Raw genomic sequence first — 18,943 nt, 5'->3', positions numbered from 1 at the left:
TAAAAAACTATCAAAAGGGGAGTGTTTTTTATGAGAAACAAAAGATTTATAAGAGTTTTACTTACTGCATTGCTAGCTATTAGTTTATTTGCTATACCTGTTTTTGCAACAGGAGGGGAGAAGGTGTTTGTAGAACATGAAGGGAATAATACTAAAGAAACTGCTAATAGTTTTGGGTGCCAAATTCCATATTATGATGATTTTCGTATAATTGGTTTACTTAATAAACCTACCGATACTCATGATTGGTATAAATTAACTATGAATATTAGTGAATATAGTTATATTACTATGAATTTCTTTGCTAATGCTACACCAAATGCTACTTATCATGTTGAACTATGGAATCAATACGGTACTCGATTATGCGATAAAACAATAAAAGGAAATGAGAAATTAAGACATGATAATTTAGGGCTAGTAAATGGTAACAAAATTTATATTCATGTTGAACAAATTGCTGGGATTACTATGCAACCATATGAGATTGAATTACTTGTAAATAAAAAATTCAAATAAAAAGTATAAATAATTGTTAGTAGTGGATTCTCAATAAAAAAACTCTTTTAAATAAGAGTTTTTTTATTTCTATAATTGATTCGTATAATTTTTAAATTTAAAATGATTGAAGTATATTTTATTTCATATATTTAAAAAGTTGCTTTTATCTTGATGATACATATACTAGTACTATCTTCTATATTTAAGATCTGAAGTATTATTGAGAAAAAAGAACAAGAAGAAGCATGAAAAAAAGGACCTTTATACTGATCAAATTCAAAAGTAGCATTAAATGTTAGCTTAATGTTTATGAGTAGGTGAAATCTACTATATCTTAAATTTTTGGAAGAATATGTCGAGAAGTTTTCTTAAGGGTTATTCAAGTTCTAGGAACATTTTTTGAACATTAAGCATCTATTAAGTGAGTACATCATAAAGTACTAAAAAATCATCAAAAGGGGAGTGTCTTTTATGAAAAACAAAAGATTTATGAAAACATTAATTACTTCTATGTTAGCTGTTAGTTTATTTGTTACACCTGTTTTTGCTTCTTCTATGACGTTGAAGACAGAGAGAGAGTCTAACAATACACAAAGTACAGCATGCAAACGTGATCTTCAAATGCCTTATTTTGATACGGTTGCAGTAGTAGGATCACTTAATGATCCAATAGATAAAGATGATTGGTATAAACTTAAATTGGATTCACAACCTGAAACAACAGGCTATAACTTGGTAAGAATGGATGCTGAATTTTTTGGAACAGATAAGGCTACGTATAAAGTTACAATGCTTACTGATAAGAATGGTAAGATTGGAGAAAAAATTGTATACCCTGGTCAGAATATGTACGAACCAAGAATTTATTTAAAGAATGATCAATATATGTATGTCCACGTTGAATTAATTGATGGAGATCCTGTTAGACCATATAAATTGTATTTTGATAAAGATAAAGCATTTAAATAAAAATTTATATTGTTCTTTAAATAATTTAAGAAAAGAATAGAGATTGTAAAAAAATTTGTGTAAAGTGAATTTGAAATTCCTTCTTTAGTAAGGATCTAAATTAAAATATTCATATAAGTTATTCAAAATAGGGCCAGAAGGTTCCTTTTGAAATGTAAATCGTCTGATTAATGCAGGAGATAATTCCTGTATTTTTCTTTTACGTAAAATTTATGTTTATTTTATTCTGATATTTTAAATATATATTTTTTTAATACTATAAAAAATTATTAAATGAATTATAGAAAGCAATAAGCTAATACCATAAAATTACATTATTTTTATTTTTTGTATGTTATCATACTATCTGGGAGGGATGTTTTATGAAAAAAATTTTAACTATCTTTTTTTTGATTTCTATATTTGTTACATCAACTATTACCCCATCTTATGCTGTTCTTGAAAATTACGTAGATAAAGAAGTATTTGTAGCAACTGATGCTAAATTAAAAGAAGGTGCAGCGCCTAATTTATTTATAGAAGACCGACATGGTGATTTTACAGGGGGTGAAGAAAAATTTATTTTGAAATTAAAAAATGCAGAATGGCTTAAGGACAAAGATTTTAAAGACACTAGTTTTGAAAAAGAAATGAGTAAATTTATAAACAAGTTAAAAGTAAAACGACTAGATGATGAAACCGTTGAATGTTCAGTATATGGAATAAAAAAAGGAGGGCAAATTAAAATTCCTTTGATTTCTAAACCTATAAACAATGAGGACTTAAAGGTCGAAACAAAAGGGTGTAATTGTCAGGTAAACAAAAAAATAATAAGATATGCACAAGTACATGAACCATATATAGATGTATGTAAGTATTTTCCAACTTATAGTAAGAGTCATCCAGGAGACAAGATTATCTCAAGTTTTGATAACTATAGATTGAATCGAATAGCTTTCATTACAGATGTACATGGAAGTTTTCCAGAAGGTAAAAGTACTATAAATTTAAAAGTAAATAAAGGATTTGTATGGAAATACTATGGAAAAGTTAAGTTTAATGGAATAGATGGAGTAACCTATGATGTTGTTAGAAAAGATGAAAATTTAATTTTAAATGCAGATTTTTCAAAAGCATATTATAGGAATAATTATGCCTCTTATAGTATGGAATGGAAAGATCTAAAAATACGAGCAACAGATGAAGCTGAAAATAATAAAGATGTGCATGTTAATTTGACAGGGGATTATATAAAAGATACTGATTTTATAATAGGAAAATATGTTGCAAATGATTCAAAATATACTTTTATAGGTAATACAAGAGTAAAGAGAAGAGAAGATAAAATTGAAATACATATAAACAAAATCCAATTAGAAACAAAAGATAAAATAATAGATTTGTTGAATGAAAAGGATGATTATAAATGGTATATTCTAAATAAAAAAAATATTGATAATATGAGCCTAGATGAAGTAAGAAAAAAAGCATTAAAAGAAAAAACATTTTATAAAATAGATTACAATAATAATATAAATATAGGCAAAAACCTTAAAAGTGGAAGATACTTTTTAGTAAATCCCCAAATTATTGAAAAGTATAACGTGTTAGGAATAGAGTTTATATTAGATGACGATTTACAAACTAAAAATAAAATACAGGATAATTTAAAAGAAAAGGCTGAAGAAGAATATGTAGAAAAGGAGAAAAAGATTGAGAAAAAAATAAAATTTAATGATATGAAAAATCATTGGGCACAAAAGGAAGTGGAAAGTTTAGTTTCAGATGGGATCATATCAGGTTTTGATAATAATACATTTAGACCAGAAGATCCACTAACAAGAGCACAAATAGCAGTTTTATTAGTAAAAGCATTAAAATTAGATGCATTGAGTAATGAAAATTATAAGGTGTTTGATGATGTAAATAAAAATAATTGGTGTGAAAAATATGTATATCTAGTACATAAAGAAAAGTTAATGAATGGAGTGGGAAACAATAAATTTAATCCAAAAAACAAAGTAACAGGAGAACAATTGTTACAGATAGTAATTAATGTATATGAAAAATATAAAGGAAAAATAGCAATAACAGAGGAAGATATTAAAGATGTAGGGGATAGTAGTTTGTGGGCAAAAGAAGCAATAGCTAAAGCAAAAAAAATAGGAATAACAGATAAACTATTAGATGAATTAGATTACAAAGGAAATGCAAAACGAAGTCAAGCAGCGGTAGTTATATTTGAATTGATAGAAAGTTAGAACTTTGATTTTTCGATATTAAAAAAACAGATACTATGACTATAAATAGTACTATGGGAATGAGGTTTTAAACAATTTTAAGAGTTGAGTATATAAATAAATGTATACATAATTCTATATAACATTATTCCGTAGTGTATCAAAACTTGGGAATATAATAGATCAAAAACTCCTAGATTAAAGCTAGGGGTTTTTATATATAACTAAATGTTATTTTGATGCATAATAAAAAGCTTTTGATATGATTCAGGGGCTATAGTATTAACACTAAAATTTTAATTAATATTAAGGGATGCTTTTGATAGTCCATTAGAAGATGATAAAACTACTTATCTTATGGATGACTTTACACAAATTATGGAGAAAAAAGATCTTAGATGATGAAAGGTAGTTTTTTATGCATGTTTTCCATATAAAGTCAACAAATAGGGAATATAATAATTTAGAAACATATATATAAGCATGGATATACTCAGTATATTTTTTTTAATACCAACATTTGTTTTGGTATATTTATTTATAATAATAAACCCTGCTAATATTCCTATCGGAATTCTTAATTCTCCTAAATATATTGAGAAGCAATAACTTATATAAAATGAAAATATTTTAATAAAAAACCAATTTTCATTTTCTACATTTTTGAACTTTATAATTAATACCAGTAGCAATATCGACAGTATAAAAACTAATCTATAAATTAAAGATATTTTTTTAAAATGAAAATAAAATCTTTTTGGAAATCCTTCTGAACTTATTAGTGTAAGTTCAGCTGTGTGATTATTCCATTCAATCTTGCAATTTTCAGTAGTAAGCATACTTCCATCATTATTTATAAATGTTTTGAATATCATATGTCTTAAAATATCATATTTGCTTTTATAAAGTATAGATACAGTATTATTACCTAAAAGAACAGCTCCTTCATCTTGAATAATTAATTGATAATAACCATCTTTTGAGTTAGATATCCCTATATTCTGTACAGATAAAAATGCCCATAGTACATTGGTTGTAGTAATTATACATAACAAAATAATACTAACATTTATTAAACTTTTTTTTATTTTTGATATAGCTCTATTAATTATATCTATACAAAATTCCATTATGATCAACACCTTTATTATTTTGTAAAAAAATTATACTGACCATTAGTTTAACGTATAAACCAGCTTCTCTTATTTTAACATTATTTGGATATTGTGGACATAGTTATGTGTTTTTTCAGATGAATTATATTATAATAGAGAATAAAAGAGGGGGGATAAATATGCCTTTAGAACAAAACAAAATTAAGGAGAATGAAAAAGAATCAAAATGTCCTTATTGTAATAATAGATTAGTTTCAGGATTTATATATGGTTCTCATTATCCATTAACATGGTTGCCGGAATCTAAAAAATTATTTTTAGGAATGGCTATGGGAGGAGAATCTATTGGAACATTTAAAGGTAGACCTAGGGTGAAAGGCTATAGATGTGAACAGTGCAATAAAATTATTGTTAACCTTAATGAAGAATAAAAAGCCCTTGGATTCTACCAAGAGCTTTACTTATGCAATAGAATTTATGTTTAATGCTAGTGGTTAATAATTGGGGCTCCTGCGGTGTAGATTTCTTAAAAATTTTAGTTAACGTATACAAGATACGGAAATATAGCCATCAATCTAAGGAAATCATTTTGTAGCCCTATTAGCAATGCTATCAGTCATTATAAAATTCACTTCATTAGATCAGCAAAAAAACCCCTGAAAAGTTCTCCAGGGGTTTGCTTATACAATATACTATTATTATTGTTAGTTCTTACGCAGGGTGATGAACTTTACCAGTGTTAGCCCCAATAATAACATCTACTCCTAGATCAGAACGGAAATACCAGTAAGGTTCTGTTACTTCTGGAGTCAATGGCTTTGATAATACAATAGAAGTAAACTTACTTCCCCAATCCCCTGAATGGAATATTTTAATAGCACTCTTGTAGTCAATTTTATAATCTGCAAAACTTGCAATTCCTAAAGGTCTTTTAACAGGAGTTGGTTGTGTCATACCTATCAATGGTGGATTAGCTACATAAAACTCGAAACACTTATTATCATATTCAATGAGATAGTCGAAACCCAAAACACTTTCCGCGGAATCAACTGCTTCTTGTGCAAGACGACCAGTTTTTATTAATACTTTTTCTAGTTTTACATGTTCACCCATCTGTTTTGCAGCTTTTTTTAATACTTCTTTAATTAAATTCATTTTTTGTCCTCCTTTTGGTTGATAACCATAATGTATTTCTAATCAATATATATTCTATACAGTTTTTTGTTATTACTTATTTTTATATAAAAGTATAAAAATACTTTAAATTAATTGTATAATGAGAATGATATAAACAGTCTAACAACTTGATGAGAAGCATTAAATGTTAATTTAGCGAATATAGATTGATTGTTGATTTACTTAAAAGGATAGTGTTGTAAATATGATATGATGACTTATGATAAGTTTATAAAAAAGTGGGCAATAAATATAATTTTGTTTTGGAAGTTATTATGGGAAAAACATTGTCTGAAATGTCATTAGAAGAACTTTGGGAATTGTTCCCGATTATTTTAAAAGAACATAATCCTGCTTATAAAGAATGGTATTTAATTGAAAAAGATGAAATCGTCAATGCCGTAGGTAAAGATAAGATTAAGCGAATAAATCATATGGGAAGTAGCTCAATTGAAGGACTAATTTCTAAACCAACAGTAGATATTTTATTAGAAGTTGATTGTAATTGCGATATAGAACAATTACAATTAAAGCTAAACAATGCTGGTTGGACAATCATGTCATTTGAAAGTAAGCCAGATATGAAAATTTCATTCAATAAGGGATATACTTTAAATGGTTTTGCTGAAAAAGTTTTTCATCTTCATGTCCGATTTTGGGGAGATTGGAATGAATTATATTTTAGAGATTATCTTTTAGTTCATAAAGAAGTTGCTAAAGAATATGGGAAATTAAAACAAGGACTAAAAGAGCAATATGAACATAATAGAGATAAGTATACCGAAGCTAAAACAGAATTCATTATGAAATATACAAGGATAGCAAGAAAAGATTTTGGCAATAGATATGCGCCCAAATTATGAAGATACTAATAAGTTTTGTATTGCAGAGAAATGCTCTGCTTATTTTTAGTTTATCAAATATAATAACCAAACTTTTAGCGAGAGTTATAATATGTATTAAAGTAGGGGCGAGATAACTAATGGAATGGGGGAGTATGTTTTGAACAAAGAAGCAGAAGTTAAATATTATAAAATTGGAGAGATATCTAAGATCTGCAATATACCTATCAGAACGTTACATCACTATGATGATATTGATTTGTTAAAACCAGCTAAGGTTGATGCCATAAATAATTATCGTTATTACTCTCATGATCAATTACTTGAGATAAATACCATTAAGTATTTTAAGATAGCTGGTTTTTCACTTAATCAAATTAAAAAGCTTCTAGAAAGAAATGATTTGCAATATAGCCAACAGATGATTAAATGTAAAAGTGAAGAGATTGAAACAAATATATTGAAACTTACAGCATTAAAGAATAAGCTAAATCTTTATATTCAAAAGATGACTAGCAATGACCAAAACGTGACTAACTCTATTGATATTTACGTAAAAGATATTCCTGTTTCATATGTTGCATATTCAAGATATACGGGCCCCTGTAATCAGGATGAATTTTATTTAAGGTTTACTAAGTTAGCTAATTTAGTGGAAAAGAATGGTTTGCAAATGACAGGTACAATGATGGCCATTTATTATGATGATTATACAAATTTTGATTATGCACAAGCAGATATAGAAGTGTGTGTTAAAGTTGGTGAGAATAGAGAATATAATAATGTTGTAAGGAAGTTTGGAGGATTTCTTGGAGCAGTAGCTTATCATTACGGAAATTATAAAACAATGAATCAAACGTATAAGAAAATGTTAGATTGGCTAGAGAAGAATAACTTAGTTTTTGTAGGTGGAGCTGTTGAGAACTATATAATAGATCCTATAATTACTAGTTGTGAGGATGAATACATAACAGAAATAATATTACCAGTAAAAAAATATTAATTAATCTCTTGACTCTCTGGTAACTGTAGCGTTTATAATTTTGTTAGAGAATATTTTGAGGAGGAGATATAGATGAGCGTACTAAAAATCGCTTTAGTAGTAATTTTTCTCATTATAGTAGCTATAGTGTTATTTCTAAACTATTTAGGTTTATTTTCTAAAATTGTTATTGAGGAAAAGGAAATGGGACCATATGTTTTAGTATACGAAGACCATAAAGGGGACTATAAGGGGACACGAAAAATACAAGATAATATTTACAATATACTTTTAAATGAATATGGTATTGAAACTTTTAAGGGATTTGGAGTGTATTATGATGACCCTAAAAAGGTTTCTAAGGAAGAATTAAGAAGTATAGCTGGTTGTATTTTAGAGGAAGCGGATTATAATAACATTGAAAAGCTGAAAGAGAATAATTTAAAAGTCAAAGAAACATCAAAGCAACAATGTATAGTGGTAGAATTTCCCTTTAAAAATGCATTTTCAGTTTTTATTGGGATTATGAAGGTTTATCCAGAGATTAATAAGTTTGTTGAAAAGAATGGGTTAAAGCAGAAGGAAATAATGGAAGTTTATGACGTTCTGGCTAAAAAGATTATTTACATAATGAATTATATAGATGAATAAGCTTGATATTGGATTTATGATGATGCTTCTCAACTTCGAGAAGTATCTGTTTCTTTTTGAAATATATAAGAATGAAACAGATGCTTCAAGGCGCTTGAAGGATTCATCATAAAGTTTAGCTTTGAACTTGTTTATCTATATTAAAATTTTAGTTAGCGCATGTAAGTTAGACCCTATATATTGAAAATAATGTAAATATAAGTACGATAATGTTATAATATGTATATACTTGAAAAATATATGTTGTTGTAATACAACAATATCTTATATAGGTTAGATTCTCAGTTTGAATATTATGTGAAACACTAGGTATAGAAAATACTTGAAATAGAAAGGAAGATTTGATTGAAGTTAATGGATACAATTTTTCGATATCAAGCCAGGTCATTTTCAAGACATGATGGTTTGTGTAGAGTAAGAACTTTTTTAAATTCTAAGAAGGAGACGTATGTTTTATTAACTGACATTGGGGACAAAAATCCATCGGCATCAGTAACAAATGCAATAGAAATAATTTGTAATTCATTAAAAGAAACCGGAATGGTGCCCGATGGAGTACAGTTTATTGAACACTATGAAGATAGTTTTGGAGGTGTTCCGTCTTTTGACCTTGTCATATATAGTGAAGATAGTCGCCCGGATTGGAGAACTTTAAGGTTTGAATCAGTTTTAGAAAAGTTGGAATGTGATGAAAAAGAATTGAGTGTATTAACTTATGATATTGTTAGGTTAGCACAACAAATAGATAAGATTAGATATAAAATGGATCCTCAAATAGATTTTAATTATCGTGAAAGTAAAGAAGTCACAAAGCGAAGATTTGAGATAGAGTATAAAAGTATTAAAAAAGAGTCTATTAAGGAGTTGATTTATAAGGGGGTAACTGAACAAGAGTTGTCAAGACTACTTAAGTCTGATTTATCTGTATTTGGTGAAATATACTCAAATCCAGATGAGGAATATATTTGTTTTTCAGAGTTTCCGTTAGGAAACGGTTTTGTAGACTATGTCGTCTTTACTGGACGATCTAGAATGGATGTATATCTAATTGAAGTAAAAGGTGCAGATTTTAACTTAGTGAACAAAGGAAACTATGGTAAATTTGCGAGTAAGATTGAAGAAGCATCAGGTCAACTGCGACAAAGATTGGGTCATATTTATAGAGACTATGAGAAATTTAGAAGAAAAGTACATGAAATAAGAGAAAGAGTTGAATCTGGTGATAGACTATATAATTCACTAATTGGACCTAAAGGAAATTTACAAGTTGATCCAAACAAAGATATCAATATTTATCCTGTTTTGATTGCTGGTAGAACAATTAATGACCTAGAAGAAAGTAGAAAAAGACAAGATTTTGAGTATAGCACTAAGCCAACGATGAAACTTGAAACGTGGGATTCGTGGGTTAGAAAATTAAGAAGATTTTAGTATATAGCTCGTAAAATACTGAGTGCATCACACAATGCATAATTTCCCAATATTATCCATTTTAAAGTGTATAAATTGGGGATTTATTTATTGGGATTTAATGTTAATATATAACGCATGAATATGAATAAAGTGGGTGTACGCTCGGGAACTATGGGAACTTTAGGTGGAATGATCAACTTTCTATTGTCCATAGTTGGTGTAGCTAAACTATTGGGATTGAAATCAAAATGATATTAAATGTGTGGTTAATGCAGGATCAAATATCCTGTATTTTTATTTTGCGAAGGTAAATTGAGTTGTAAAGTATGGATTTTATGTAATAATATTTGGTATTATGCTATAATATGGATATATTTGAAAAATATTTATAGTTATAATGAATGATTATATTATATAGATTGAGATTTAAATGTAGTATCTGTGGGGGAATTGATGAGGTTTGAGACAGGGAGCTTTTAGAGTGAAACCAATGTGTATAATGGGATATTTGTAATTATTTATGTAGAAATGTTCAATTAACAAGTTAGAATTTCAAACTAGTAGAAAAAAGCATGTTTGTAGAAAAAGAGAATATGCTAAAACAGTTTGTATATATAGAATATTATATGATGGTCAACTATCATGTATGAAAATATACTGATTGATATGTTGCCGGTAAATATGTAGTTTAATTACTAGTATTAGAATAATACTTCTGATTTATTATACATGTATATTGGGGAAATAGTATATTAAGAAAAGAGGGAGAAATCATGACGGGTCAACTAATGTCGCTTTCAAAATTTTTTTCTGAAAGAATATTTAGAATTCCGGATTATCAAAGGGGATTTGCATGGGGGGGAAAAGAAGTTAATGATTTTTGGAATGATTTAATTAGATTACAAATAGATAAAAATCATTATGTGGGTGTATTGACTTTAGAACCAGTTATCAAGGAAAAATATGATAAATGGATAGATGATACTTGGCTTATCAATGCTAAAAGATTCTCGCCTTTTTATGTAGTTGATGGACAACAAAGATTAACAACAGCAATTTTATTAATTCATTCAATAGTTGAAATCATGAGTAAAAAAAATATTACTAAATTAAATTTTACTTCAAAAGAAGAAATTATGAAAAAATTTATATTTGAATCTAAAGATGAGAATATGTCTAAAACATATATATTTGGGTATGAAGTAACTAATCCAAGCTATGAATATTTGATAACTAAAATTTTCAAAGAAAAATCAGAACTTAGTTCTGTATATGAAGAAACTACTTATACATCTAATCTAGAGAGTGCAAAAAAAACTTTTATGGAAAAACTAGAAGAACTTAATATAACTCAAATAGAAGAAATATATACAAAAATAACGCAACATTTTCTATTTAATATTTATGAGATATCTTCTGATATAGATGTGTTTGTTACTTTTGAAACAATGAATAATAGAGGAAGACCTCTATCACATTTGGAACTTTTAAAGAATCGCTTAATATATCTTTCTACTTTATTTGATACTGATGAAAATAACAGAGAGAGATTACGTCGTAATGTAAATATCTGTTGGAAAGATATCTATCACTTTTTAGGTAAAAATAAAGAAAAACAATTACCAGATGATGAATTTTTAGATGCTCATTTCAAATTGTATTTTCATAAACAATTTAATGAAAAATATAAGCAAGTACCTATAAGGATTAGGTATAGAAGATATCAACAAGATTATTTATTGGATAAGTATTTTATACCTCAAAATGTATCAGATAAACAGCTTAAAATTGAAGAGGTGTTTAACTATATAGAAAGCTTGAAAAGCAATATAAAACTTTGGAATTGTATTAATAATCCTAAATATTCAAATTTTAATGAAGAAATACAAGAGTATCTTACCAAAATAAGCTACTTAACAATTAATAATAGATATGGTTACTATAATAGAATATATGATATAAAAGTTCTTCTATTAGCTTGCCTTGAGAGCTGCGAAAACGAGAAGCCTATTTTAAAATTTCTAAAAAGCTTAGAAAGATATTTATTTATAAAATCTATGTATACATATGAGTGTTTTTCAAAAGCAAATAATGTTACAGTTAATTTTGATGATATAATAATTAAAATAAAAAATGGAAATATTACAATTTGTGAAATTACAGAAAAACTTAATCAAAAAATCAATAACATTATTTCTTCAACTGAAATTAATAAGATATTAATTGATACTTATCAAAAAAATGGTTTTTATAATACTGATTTTTTGAAATATTTTCTATGTGAATATGAGGTTGATTTAATGAAGCAAAGTAAAACTGTGATTGAAAAATTAAATAGAGAAGTGTTATTTAATAATGGTTATTCTTCTATTGAACATATTTATCCGCAAAATTCACATAACAGTTATTGGCTAAGTATGTTTAAAAAATTTTCTGCAAAGCAAAGAAAAAGTCTACGTAATTCTTTAGGTAATTTTGTAGTTTTATCAGAACCTAAAAATAGCAAGTTAGGAAACAAACCTTTTCCAGAGAAAAAATGTAATTCTCAGAATATGGTGGGGTATAAATATGGTACGTATGCAGAAATAGAGTTAACAAATTATGAAGAATGGGGACCAAATGAGATTTTAGATAGAGGAATTAAATTATTGAACTTTTTACATCGACGTTGGGGCATTAAAATTGGCAATGGAAAAAAAACAGATAAGAAAAAATTTTTAGGACTAGATTTTTTGTAGTACTTATTGGTAATATTTTATATTTTTAAATTGATAAAATAAATCGCAATAAGTATTCACATTATCTGTAGCTCGTGAAATAAAACGACGAAAACTAAAATCGTAATGGTATTAAATATGTGGTTAGTGCGTAAATTATAAGTATAACCGTACTTTAATATACCTTAAAATACCTTATAGTAAAGTATTGAAAAATATTCCATCTACACAAGCGTTGGAATTATCAGCTTTATTGGATTGTTAGTATAAAGTATCGTACTTTATATTGTATAAAACAAGATATTATAATAACTTTTTAAAAGATAAAAAGACAGCAAAATCTTAATTTTTTTTGTCTTTTTTAGTATTTCAAACAAAAGAAAGCCCCAAAAATTTCAAATGACATTTATATTTGGAAATCACATACAAATGTCATTTGAATTGTTGTACTTCATATGTTTTTTTTGAAGTATTTTCAATACATACAGAGTTTTAAATATCACAAAAAAATGGTAATAGATATACATGTTGTAGTGTCACTAATATTTTACTTGTGAAGCCAAATTTTTATTGTTTAACATATGATAAAATACCTAATGTAGTTATTTTTTATTAAAAAATAATACAAAATAGTAGTTCTTTATTTAGTAAAGTGGTATAATTTATTTTATTAACGCATGTTTTTATTACAAGATGTTTATCTATTTAAATATCTGAGTTTTTCACATATGATTTAAATTTAATTTTAAAATCGTTTAGCTTATACAAATATTAGGAGCTTATCAAATCCGTAGAGGAATTTTAACGAATTCTATCTAGGGATTTTTTTGTGTTTTTGAACACAAAAGAAACCAAAAAATAAAAGGAGGGATAAAAAAAGAACAGGAAGCCGAACTTTTGGCGAGGTAGCGGCTTCCAGAAAATATGAAACAACCACAGAGGGCTGCTATTTAAAGTATATATGGCATAGTAGTCTCCTGCAACAATCAATTTCTAAAAGGGGGCTTACAAGTGAAAGTGATATATAAAGATTTAGGAGAAGAACTTACAGGGATAATATTAAAAAATGATGTAGTTATTAAAGATATAGCTGATAAATCAGAGAACCAGGAGGAAACTCCAGATGCAGAAAAATAGTATAGAGAATAATAGAAAGATGTTGCAGCGTTATAAAATGCTAAAAGGGACTACATATATATTTAAACAGTTAAAAGCAATTGCTCAAAATAAAGATATTGTTTTAGATAAAAATACTCGTAGGAACATCATGGAAGATTTAACTGATTGGTATAAAAAAGAAATGATATCGGAGGATATGTTTAAAAGCATAAAATTTGTTTTAGAAAACTATAATAACTTGTATTGCAATAACTAGTTAAAGCTTGGTAGGAGGGTGTTTCTATCAAGCTTTTTATTTTATGCAAAAACCGTTTAGTTAGGGAAGGTAAATTGATTTGTAAAGGATGAAATTTATGCGATGATATTTACAATTATGCTATAATATGGATATGATTAAAAAATATACATTATTATAAATAAATGGTATTTCACAGAGATTGAGGTTCTCAATGTGTTTATAATGGGCAGTCTAAATTTTATTTTTACTGCCACGATATAATGGATATTACAGGAAATTACGAGGGGGAAAATATGATAAAAAAAGAACTATCAAATTTATCAGATATAATAAAATACGTAAATGATAGGAACACGACTATTGATAGAGCTAAGATGTTGGCGAGTGTTAGTGTGACAGCAATTATATTATATAGTCCCGATATAAGTGCTTCTGCATCTACGGGATGTACACTAGCAGGGATGAGCATACCACCACTTATAAAGAACTTTTTTGATAAATTTAATGATAAAACTAGGGAAGAAAAGGCAATTAATACACTTGAGAGATGCCAATTTGCAGATTTTATTTTATCAAGGTTAGCTGTTGCACATGTTGTTAGAAATAATTTAAGAGGTAAAGATCGAATATTTGCTGATTGGAAAATATCACTTATTGCAGAGGAAGATAAAACAAGAATAACGAAAATAGACGAAGAACGTGAAGAAAAATTTATTAATAATTTCCTTAATAAAGATTACGATAAAGAAGCTTATTGGGATGATTTATTAAGCGCAATTATTAAAGTTATAGACTTGAAAGATGAGGAAGAACTAACTTTTAGAAAAAAAATGAAAGAAGAAATTTCTAAAGCATATGAAGCGTTTAAGGATCATGTGATTTGTAGCTCTAAATACTTTGAAATATACAAAAAAGACTGTGATCAGGCAGAAATAGTTAAACAATTTAATAAATTAACAAAATTTTTAAAGATATACAAGAAGATGTATAGAACCATAGATGAAGTCGATGAGTGGTTAAAAACAAGTACAAATCCTTCAATTGGTTTAGATTTTTTTAATTATGAAGAAACTTCATTTGTGGATCAATTCACAAAACAACTCTCGAAAAACGTTATTTATGTTAAGGGGAAAACACGTGAAGAAGTTTTGATGTATATTCTTCATATCATTAAAAATATTGTGAAGACACGGAAAAATGATACCTATATTGTCGATACTATTGAGCATTGGAATCAACTTAAGGGGAATTGTAAAGGGAAAATTCTTATCCCAAATTTTAATGCAGCTATTGTAGATGTGATTCCAGAAAATACGTGTGTGATTGCATTTAGTGAAGAAGATTATATTGGAAATAAGAAGCCTATCGAGTTGAATAAGAGAATTCTATCGAATATGAACAATATGCTTTATAGAGAGTGTGATGATTTAGATTTGACTAATGCTATTGTTAATAAGACGAATGGTCTTTATGCATCATTCAAACGAATAGTTTTTGAGGGTAAAACAGGCAAACCTAAGTGGGAGGAACACGCAGGACAACATCTTGTTCCAGCATTGTTAATAGGTAAGTGGACAGAAAAAGGTCAAATTGAAGAGCAAGATCCAAGTGGTGATATTGAAGCTGTTAGTAAAGTAGCAGGGCGCGATTATAAAGAATATGTACAGTCTTTGAAAGGTATAAGTGGAGGAGAAGATCCATTTTTCTTGAAGTATAGAGGATATGAGGGGAAAACTTATAAACTAGCCAATGTTGAAGAAGCTTGGGAAATACTATTTAAATATATATCAAGTGAAAATATTAGTGCTTTTAGAGAATTAACGATTGAAGTATTAACAGAAGTTTCACCTAAATTTAACATGCCAGTAGAAAAACATTTTATGGCGGGTATTTTGGCAGAGCAACCTAAATATTCAAATACGATTAAAGTAGGTATAGTGAGAACATTGACAATGCTTGCTAATATGGAGAATATTGAAAATAACTTTGGGATTCAATCAACACAAAAATACGTAGATGGAATAGTTAAAGAAATTCTAGATCAAGTTGATTCTAGTAAAAAATGGTTTGCCATCTCAGAATTTATAGAGGATTTAGTTGAAGCATCACCAGAAGTTGTATTAGATACTTTAAAACGTGAAACGTCAAATCAGAAATCTTTGATTTGGAATCTGTTTGAGAAACAAAGTAATAGTTGGTTTAGTGGCGTTAATTATTATACTCATGTGTTATGGGCATTAGAAAAGTTACTGTGTTTTAAAAACTATGCGATCCCTGCAGTAAAAGTGTTAGCAAAATTAGCTGAAAGAAGAATAGAATATAAAATTTCGAACAGTCCACTATCAACCATGTATAGAGCGTTGTGTGCATGGTTACACGACATCAATGCATCTATAGAAGATAAAATTAAAGTTACGGAGTACATTGTGAAAAAAAGTGAAATAGGATGGGAACTCTTAGAATACTTATTACCAGACAGATCACTATCAACTTCGATGAGCATTACTAAGCCACGATATAGAAAATACAAAAATGAATATTATTTAAAAAGCAATGAGCAGATTTTAGATACTTATAAAAAGTACACTGAAATTGCCATAGAGCAAGCTGGCAATGATTTGACTAAATGGAAAGTGTTGTTCAAGAAATTTTTCTTTTTTGAACTGGGACTAGAGGAAAAAGTAATAACTGGAGTTGTTGATGCTATAAATTCATGCGATTCAGATACTCAAAAATACAGATTAAAGGAACAATTTAGAGATTTGATTCATAGACACAGATTTTTCAAAAACTCTGATTGGGCATTAGAAGAAGAATATATAGCTAGAATTGAAAATGAAATATTCAACGAAATTATATTTGACAATGATATATTTGAGTATTTGTATTTATTTAAAACGAATAGGCCTCCCTTGATTCATCCTAAACCTTATGATAAAAATGATCATAATTACGAAGAAGAACGTCGTAAGGTAAGTGAATTGAGGAGAAATGCCATTATAAAAATTAGTAAAGATCCTAATCTTGATATATTGAAGCTTATTGAACATTTAACTAATGAGTCTGAATATGGGAGTGGTCTTACTGAGATTGGGGAAGTCATTGCGAGAGAGTTTCACAAATTTGATATAGACTATAGTTTCATAGATAGCATGATAGAATTAAATCAAGAAACGGTAATTCGGGCATATGTCGATGCAATTTATCGAGAAAAGGGTCTTGTAGTAATTGAGAAAGTTGTAAACCGATACAAAGATAATATTGGATTGTCTATAAGCATATTACAACTAGCAAATATTGATAAAGAATTCATGTATTCATTAGAAAACTATGAATCAGATATTGTTCAAAAATACTGGGAAAGTCATTGGATGATACGAAATATAAGTGATGATAAGGAAATTTTAGAACAAGTATGGTCAAACTTGCTTGAATACCGAAATTATAGGAGTGCAATTGATATGCTTCATTATAGGCTAGACGAAGATATTGAAAAGCATATCCAACTTTTAGAAAAAATTTTGGTGGATCGAGGAGAGTATAGGGTAAACAATAATGACAGATACCATATAAAAAAGTCGTTTGAAAAAATTTATCAACTTAATGATTTGGGTGCGGAGGTAAGCCAAAGAATTTTCAATTTAGAATGGGGGTATTTGGAGGTTTTAGTTGACGACATAAAACCTAAATATTTGACTAAAGAATTAAAGCGTAATCCTGAATTTTTATCAGAATTAATCAGATATGCTTATAAAAACTCTGATGAAGTTAAAGATGCGGTTGAAACAGATGAAGCACGAAAATTTTTAGCGAATCAATCATTTAATATACTTCTTAAGTTAAAATTCTGTCCATGCGTTGACGATAATGGTGAAATTTTAGTTGATGAGCTAAAATCTTGGACAGAAAGATTTTTAGGAATTGTGGATAAAAATAAACAAAGTAAAATTGGAAGACAAATATTAGGCGAATGTTTTTCAAAAGCTCCATCAGATAAAGATGGATATTTTCCTCATAAAGCTGTTAGAGAAGTATTTGAGAAAAATTACAGTGACGATCTCCAAAGGGGGTTCTGTACAGGAATAGTGAATAGTAGAGGGGTGTATCACTTAACAAATGGAGACGGTGAAAAAGATATTGCTCAAAGGTATAAAAGTTATTCAGATGAAACAAGAATAGAATATCCTCAAATGTCACAAACACTTAAAAAGTTGGCTGACTACTATTTAATGGTTTCAGAAAGAGAAAGAGAACGAGCTACCTATGGTTTATAAAAGGACAAATGATATTTATAACCTTTGAATTGTCATTAAAACTTATAGAGAAAGTAAGTCATAATTATAATAAATACGAAAGGATTTTAAGAGTGAAGAAGAATTCAAAGGTTATAACGATGATTTTTAAATAGCTTACAACCTACAAGAAATTAGAAAACTAAAGCATGCATTATAATATAATGACCTGCCCATTATCCATAATAACTACACTGAAAAAGAAAAGAAAAAAATATAGAGGATAATAAATAAGTGATTAACGCAGGAATTACAAGCCTGCGTTTTTATTGCTAAATAAAAAGCATCTCCAGAAAGAAACTTTTTATGCAACTAGGATATTTTCTCTTTTTATCTATAGGACAAATTAGTTGGTTCATATAGATAAGCAAGGGGGGATTATCTTGGATAGGATTTTTTATACTGGGGAAATAACTAAGGAAGAACTCTTCGAAACATTGAATAAATTACTTAATAAATACTTACGAGAATTAAATACTATAGATGAAGGAAAAAATGAGTAATTATAATTTTTCATTAAATTACATTGGTGGTATGAAGGAGAAGGTACTCCATTATCTCCTTCACCGCCAGCTTCACATTTAATAATTCTTGCAAGGAGTTCTCTATCTGAATATGCCATCTCTACTCACCTCATTTTTATTGCTGATAATATTAATTTATGCACGAATTTCAAAAATGCTACTAAATATTTGAAGGGAAGAGGAAA

The 18,943-nt window shown here is 27.9% G+C and carries 14 protein-coding genes and 1 pseudogene; 12 read left to right on the top strand and 3 right to left on the bottom strand.

Features of this window, described 5'->3' with window-relative positions; genetic code table 11:
- Nucleotides 1-30 precede the first annotated feature (30 nt).
- The 3 genes from K7H06_RS12040 to K7H06_RS12030 all read left to right on the top strand — a co-directional run bounded on the left by K7H06_RS12040 (nucleotide 31) and on the right by K7H06_RS12030 (nucleotide 3,710).
- A complete protein-coding gene (locus K7H06_RS12040; RefSeq protein WP_223036295.1) occupies nucleotides 31-519 on the top strand; it encodes a hypothetical protein in 489 nt (162 codons plus the stop codon).
- A gap of 453 nt (nucleotides 520-972) precedes the next feature.
- Nucleotides 973-1,470: a hypothetical protein gene (locus K7H06_RS12035; protein ID WP_223036294.1), complete on the top strand. Its 498-nt coding sequence runs from the start codon at nucleotides 973-975 to the stop codon at nucleotides 1,468-1,470.
- A 362-nt stretch (nucleotides 1,471-1,832) separates the two neighbouring features.
- Nucleotides 1,833-3,710, top strand: coding sequence for an S-layer homology domain-containing protein (locus K7H06_RS12030; RefSeq protein ID WP_223036293.1), 1,878 nt, complete (start codon nucleotides 1,833-1,835; stop codon nucleotides 3,708-3,710).
- 395 nt (nucleotides 3,711-4,105) lie between these two features.
- Here the strand turns inward: K7H06_RS12030 and K7H06_RS12025 are convergent, their stop codons facing one another.
- Nucleotides 4,106-4,819 (bottom strand): hypothetical protein, encoded by a 714-nt coding sequence (locus K7H06_RS12025; RefSeq protein WP_223036292.1) that lies wholly within the window; start codon nucleotides 4,817-4,819, stop codon nucleotides 4,106-4,108.
- Between the two features lie 164 nt (nucleotides 4,820-4,983).
- Between K7H06_RS12025 and K7H06_RS12020 the strand changes: the two genes are divergently transcribed.
- On the top strand, nucleotides 4,984-5,235 hold the full coding sequence (locus tag K7H06_RS12020; RefSeq protein ID WP_223036291.1) for a PF20097 family protein: 252 nt from the start codon (nucleotides 4,984-4,986) through the stop codon (nucleotides 5,233-5,235).
- Nucleotides 5,236-5,515: 280 nt separating this feature from the next.
- On the opposite strand, the gene K7H06_RS12015 is transcribed toward K7H06_RS12020, so the two are convergent.
- The gene (locus K7H06_RS12015; protein ID WP_223036290.1) at nucleotides 5,516-5,959 is read right to left on the bottom strand and encodes a hypothetical protein; all 444 of its coding nucleotides are present in this window, start codon (nucleotides 5,957-5,959) and stop codon (nucleotides 5,516-5,518) included.
- 296 nt (nucleotides 5,960-6,255) lie between these two features.
- On the opposite strand from K7H06_RS12015, the gene K7H06_RS12010 reads away from it, so the two are divergent.
- The 8 genes from K7H06_RS12010 (at nucleotide 6,256) to K7H06_RS11980 (ending at nucleotide 18,216) form a co-directional block, all read left to right on the top strand.
- Complete coding sequence (locus K7H06_RS12010; protein ID WP_223036289.1) at nucleotides 6,256-6,843, top strand: GrpB family protein; 588 nt, start codon at nucleotides 6,256-6,258, stop codon at nucleotides 6,841-6,843.
- A gap of 139 nt (nucleotides 6,844-6,982) precedes the next feature.
- Nucleotides 6,983-7,825, top strand: a complete 843-nt coding sequence (locus tag K7H06_RS12005) for a MerR family transcriptional regulator (protein ID WP_223036288.1) — start codon at nucleotides 6,983-6,985, stop codon at nucleotides 7,823-7,825.
- A gap of 72 nt (nucleotides 7,826-7,897) precedes the next feature.
- A complete protein-coding gene (locus K7H06_RS12000; protein WP_223036287.1) occupies nucleotides 7,898-8,455 on the top strand; it encodes a GyrI-like domain-containing protein in 558 nt (185 codons plus the stop codon).
- Nucleotides 8,456-8,809: 354 nt separating this feature from the next.
- Nucleotides 8,810-9,886: a Shedu immune nuclease family protein gene (locus K7H06_RS11995; protein WP_246637705.1), complete on the top strand. Its 1,077-nt coding sequence runs from the start codon at nucleotides 8,810-8,812 to the stop codon at nucleotides 9,884-9,886.
- A 755-nt stretch (nucleotides 9,887-10,641) separates the two neighbouring features.
- Nucleotides 10,642-12,606: a DUF262 domain-containing protein gene (locus tag K7H06_RS11990; RefSeq protein WP_223036285.1), complete on the top strand. Its 1,965-nt coding sequence runs from the start codon at nucleotides 10,642-10,644 to the stop codon at nucleotides 12,604-12,606.
- Between the two features lie 990 nt (nucleotides 12,607-13,596).
- Nucleotides 13,597-13,722 (top strand): hypothetical protein, encoded by a 126-nt coding sequence (locus tag K7H06_RS21385; protein WP_281426000.1) that lies wholly within the window; start codon nucleotides 13,597-13,599, stop codon nucleotides 13,720-13,722.
- Entirely contained in the window at nucleotides 13,709-13,960 is a 252-nt protein-coding gene (locus tag K7H06_RS11985; protein WP_223036284.1) for a hypothetical protein, read from the top strand. The genes K7H06_RS21385 and K7H06_RS11985 overlap by 14 nt, the downstream gene beginning before the upstream one ends.
- Nucleotides 13,961-14,235: 275 nt before the next feature.
- Nucleotides 14,236-18,216, top strand: coding sequence for a hypothetical protein (locus K7H06_RS11980; protein ID WP_223036283.1), 3,981 nt, complete (start codon nucleotides 14,236-14,238; stop codon nucleotides 18,214-18,216).
- Nucleotides 18,217-18,781: 565 nt separating this feature from the next.
- Here K7H06_RS11980 and K7H06_RS11975 read toward each other — a convergent pair.
- Nucleotides 18,782-18,856: pseudogene (locus K7H06_RS11975) on the bottom strand (cell wall hydrolase); the annotation flags it as partial.
- Nucleotides 18,857-18,943 lie beyond the last annotated feature (87 nt).

Origin of the sequence: Crassaminicella profunda (genome assembly GCF_019884785.1) — a bacterium.
In the GTDB taxonomy this organism is placed as follows: Bacteria; Bacillota; Clostridia; order Peptostreptococcales; family Thermotaleaceae; genus Crassaminicella; species Crassaminicella profunda.
The sequence above is the reverse complement of the archived record's forward strand: the minus strand, read 5'-3'. Positions and strand labels throughout refer to the sequence as shown.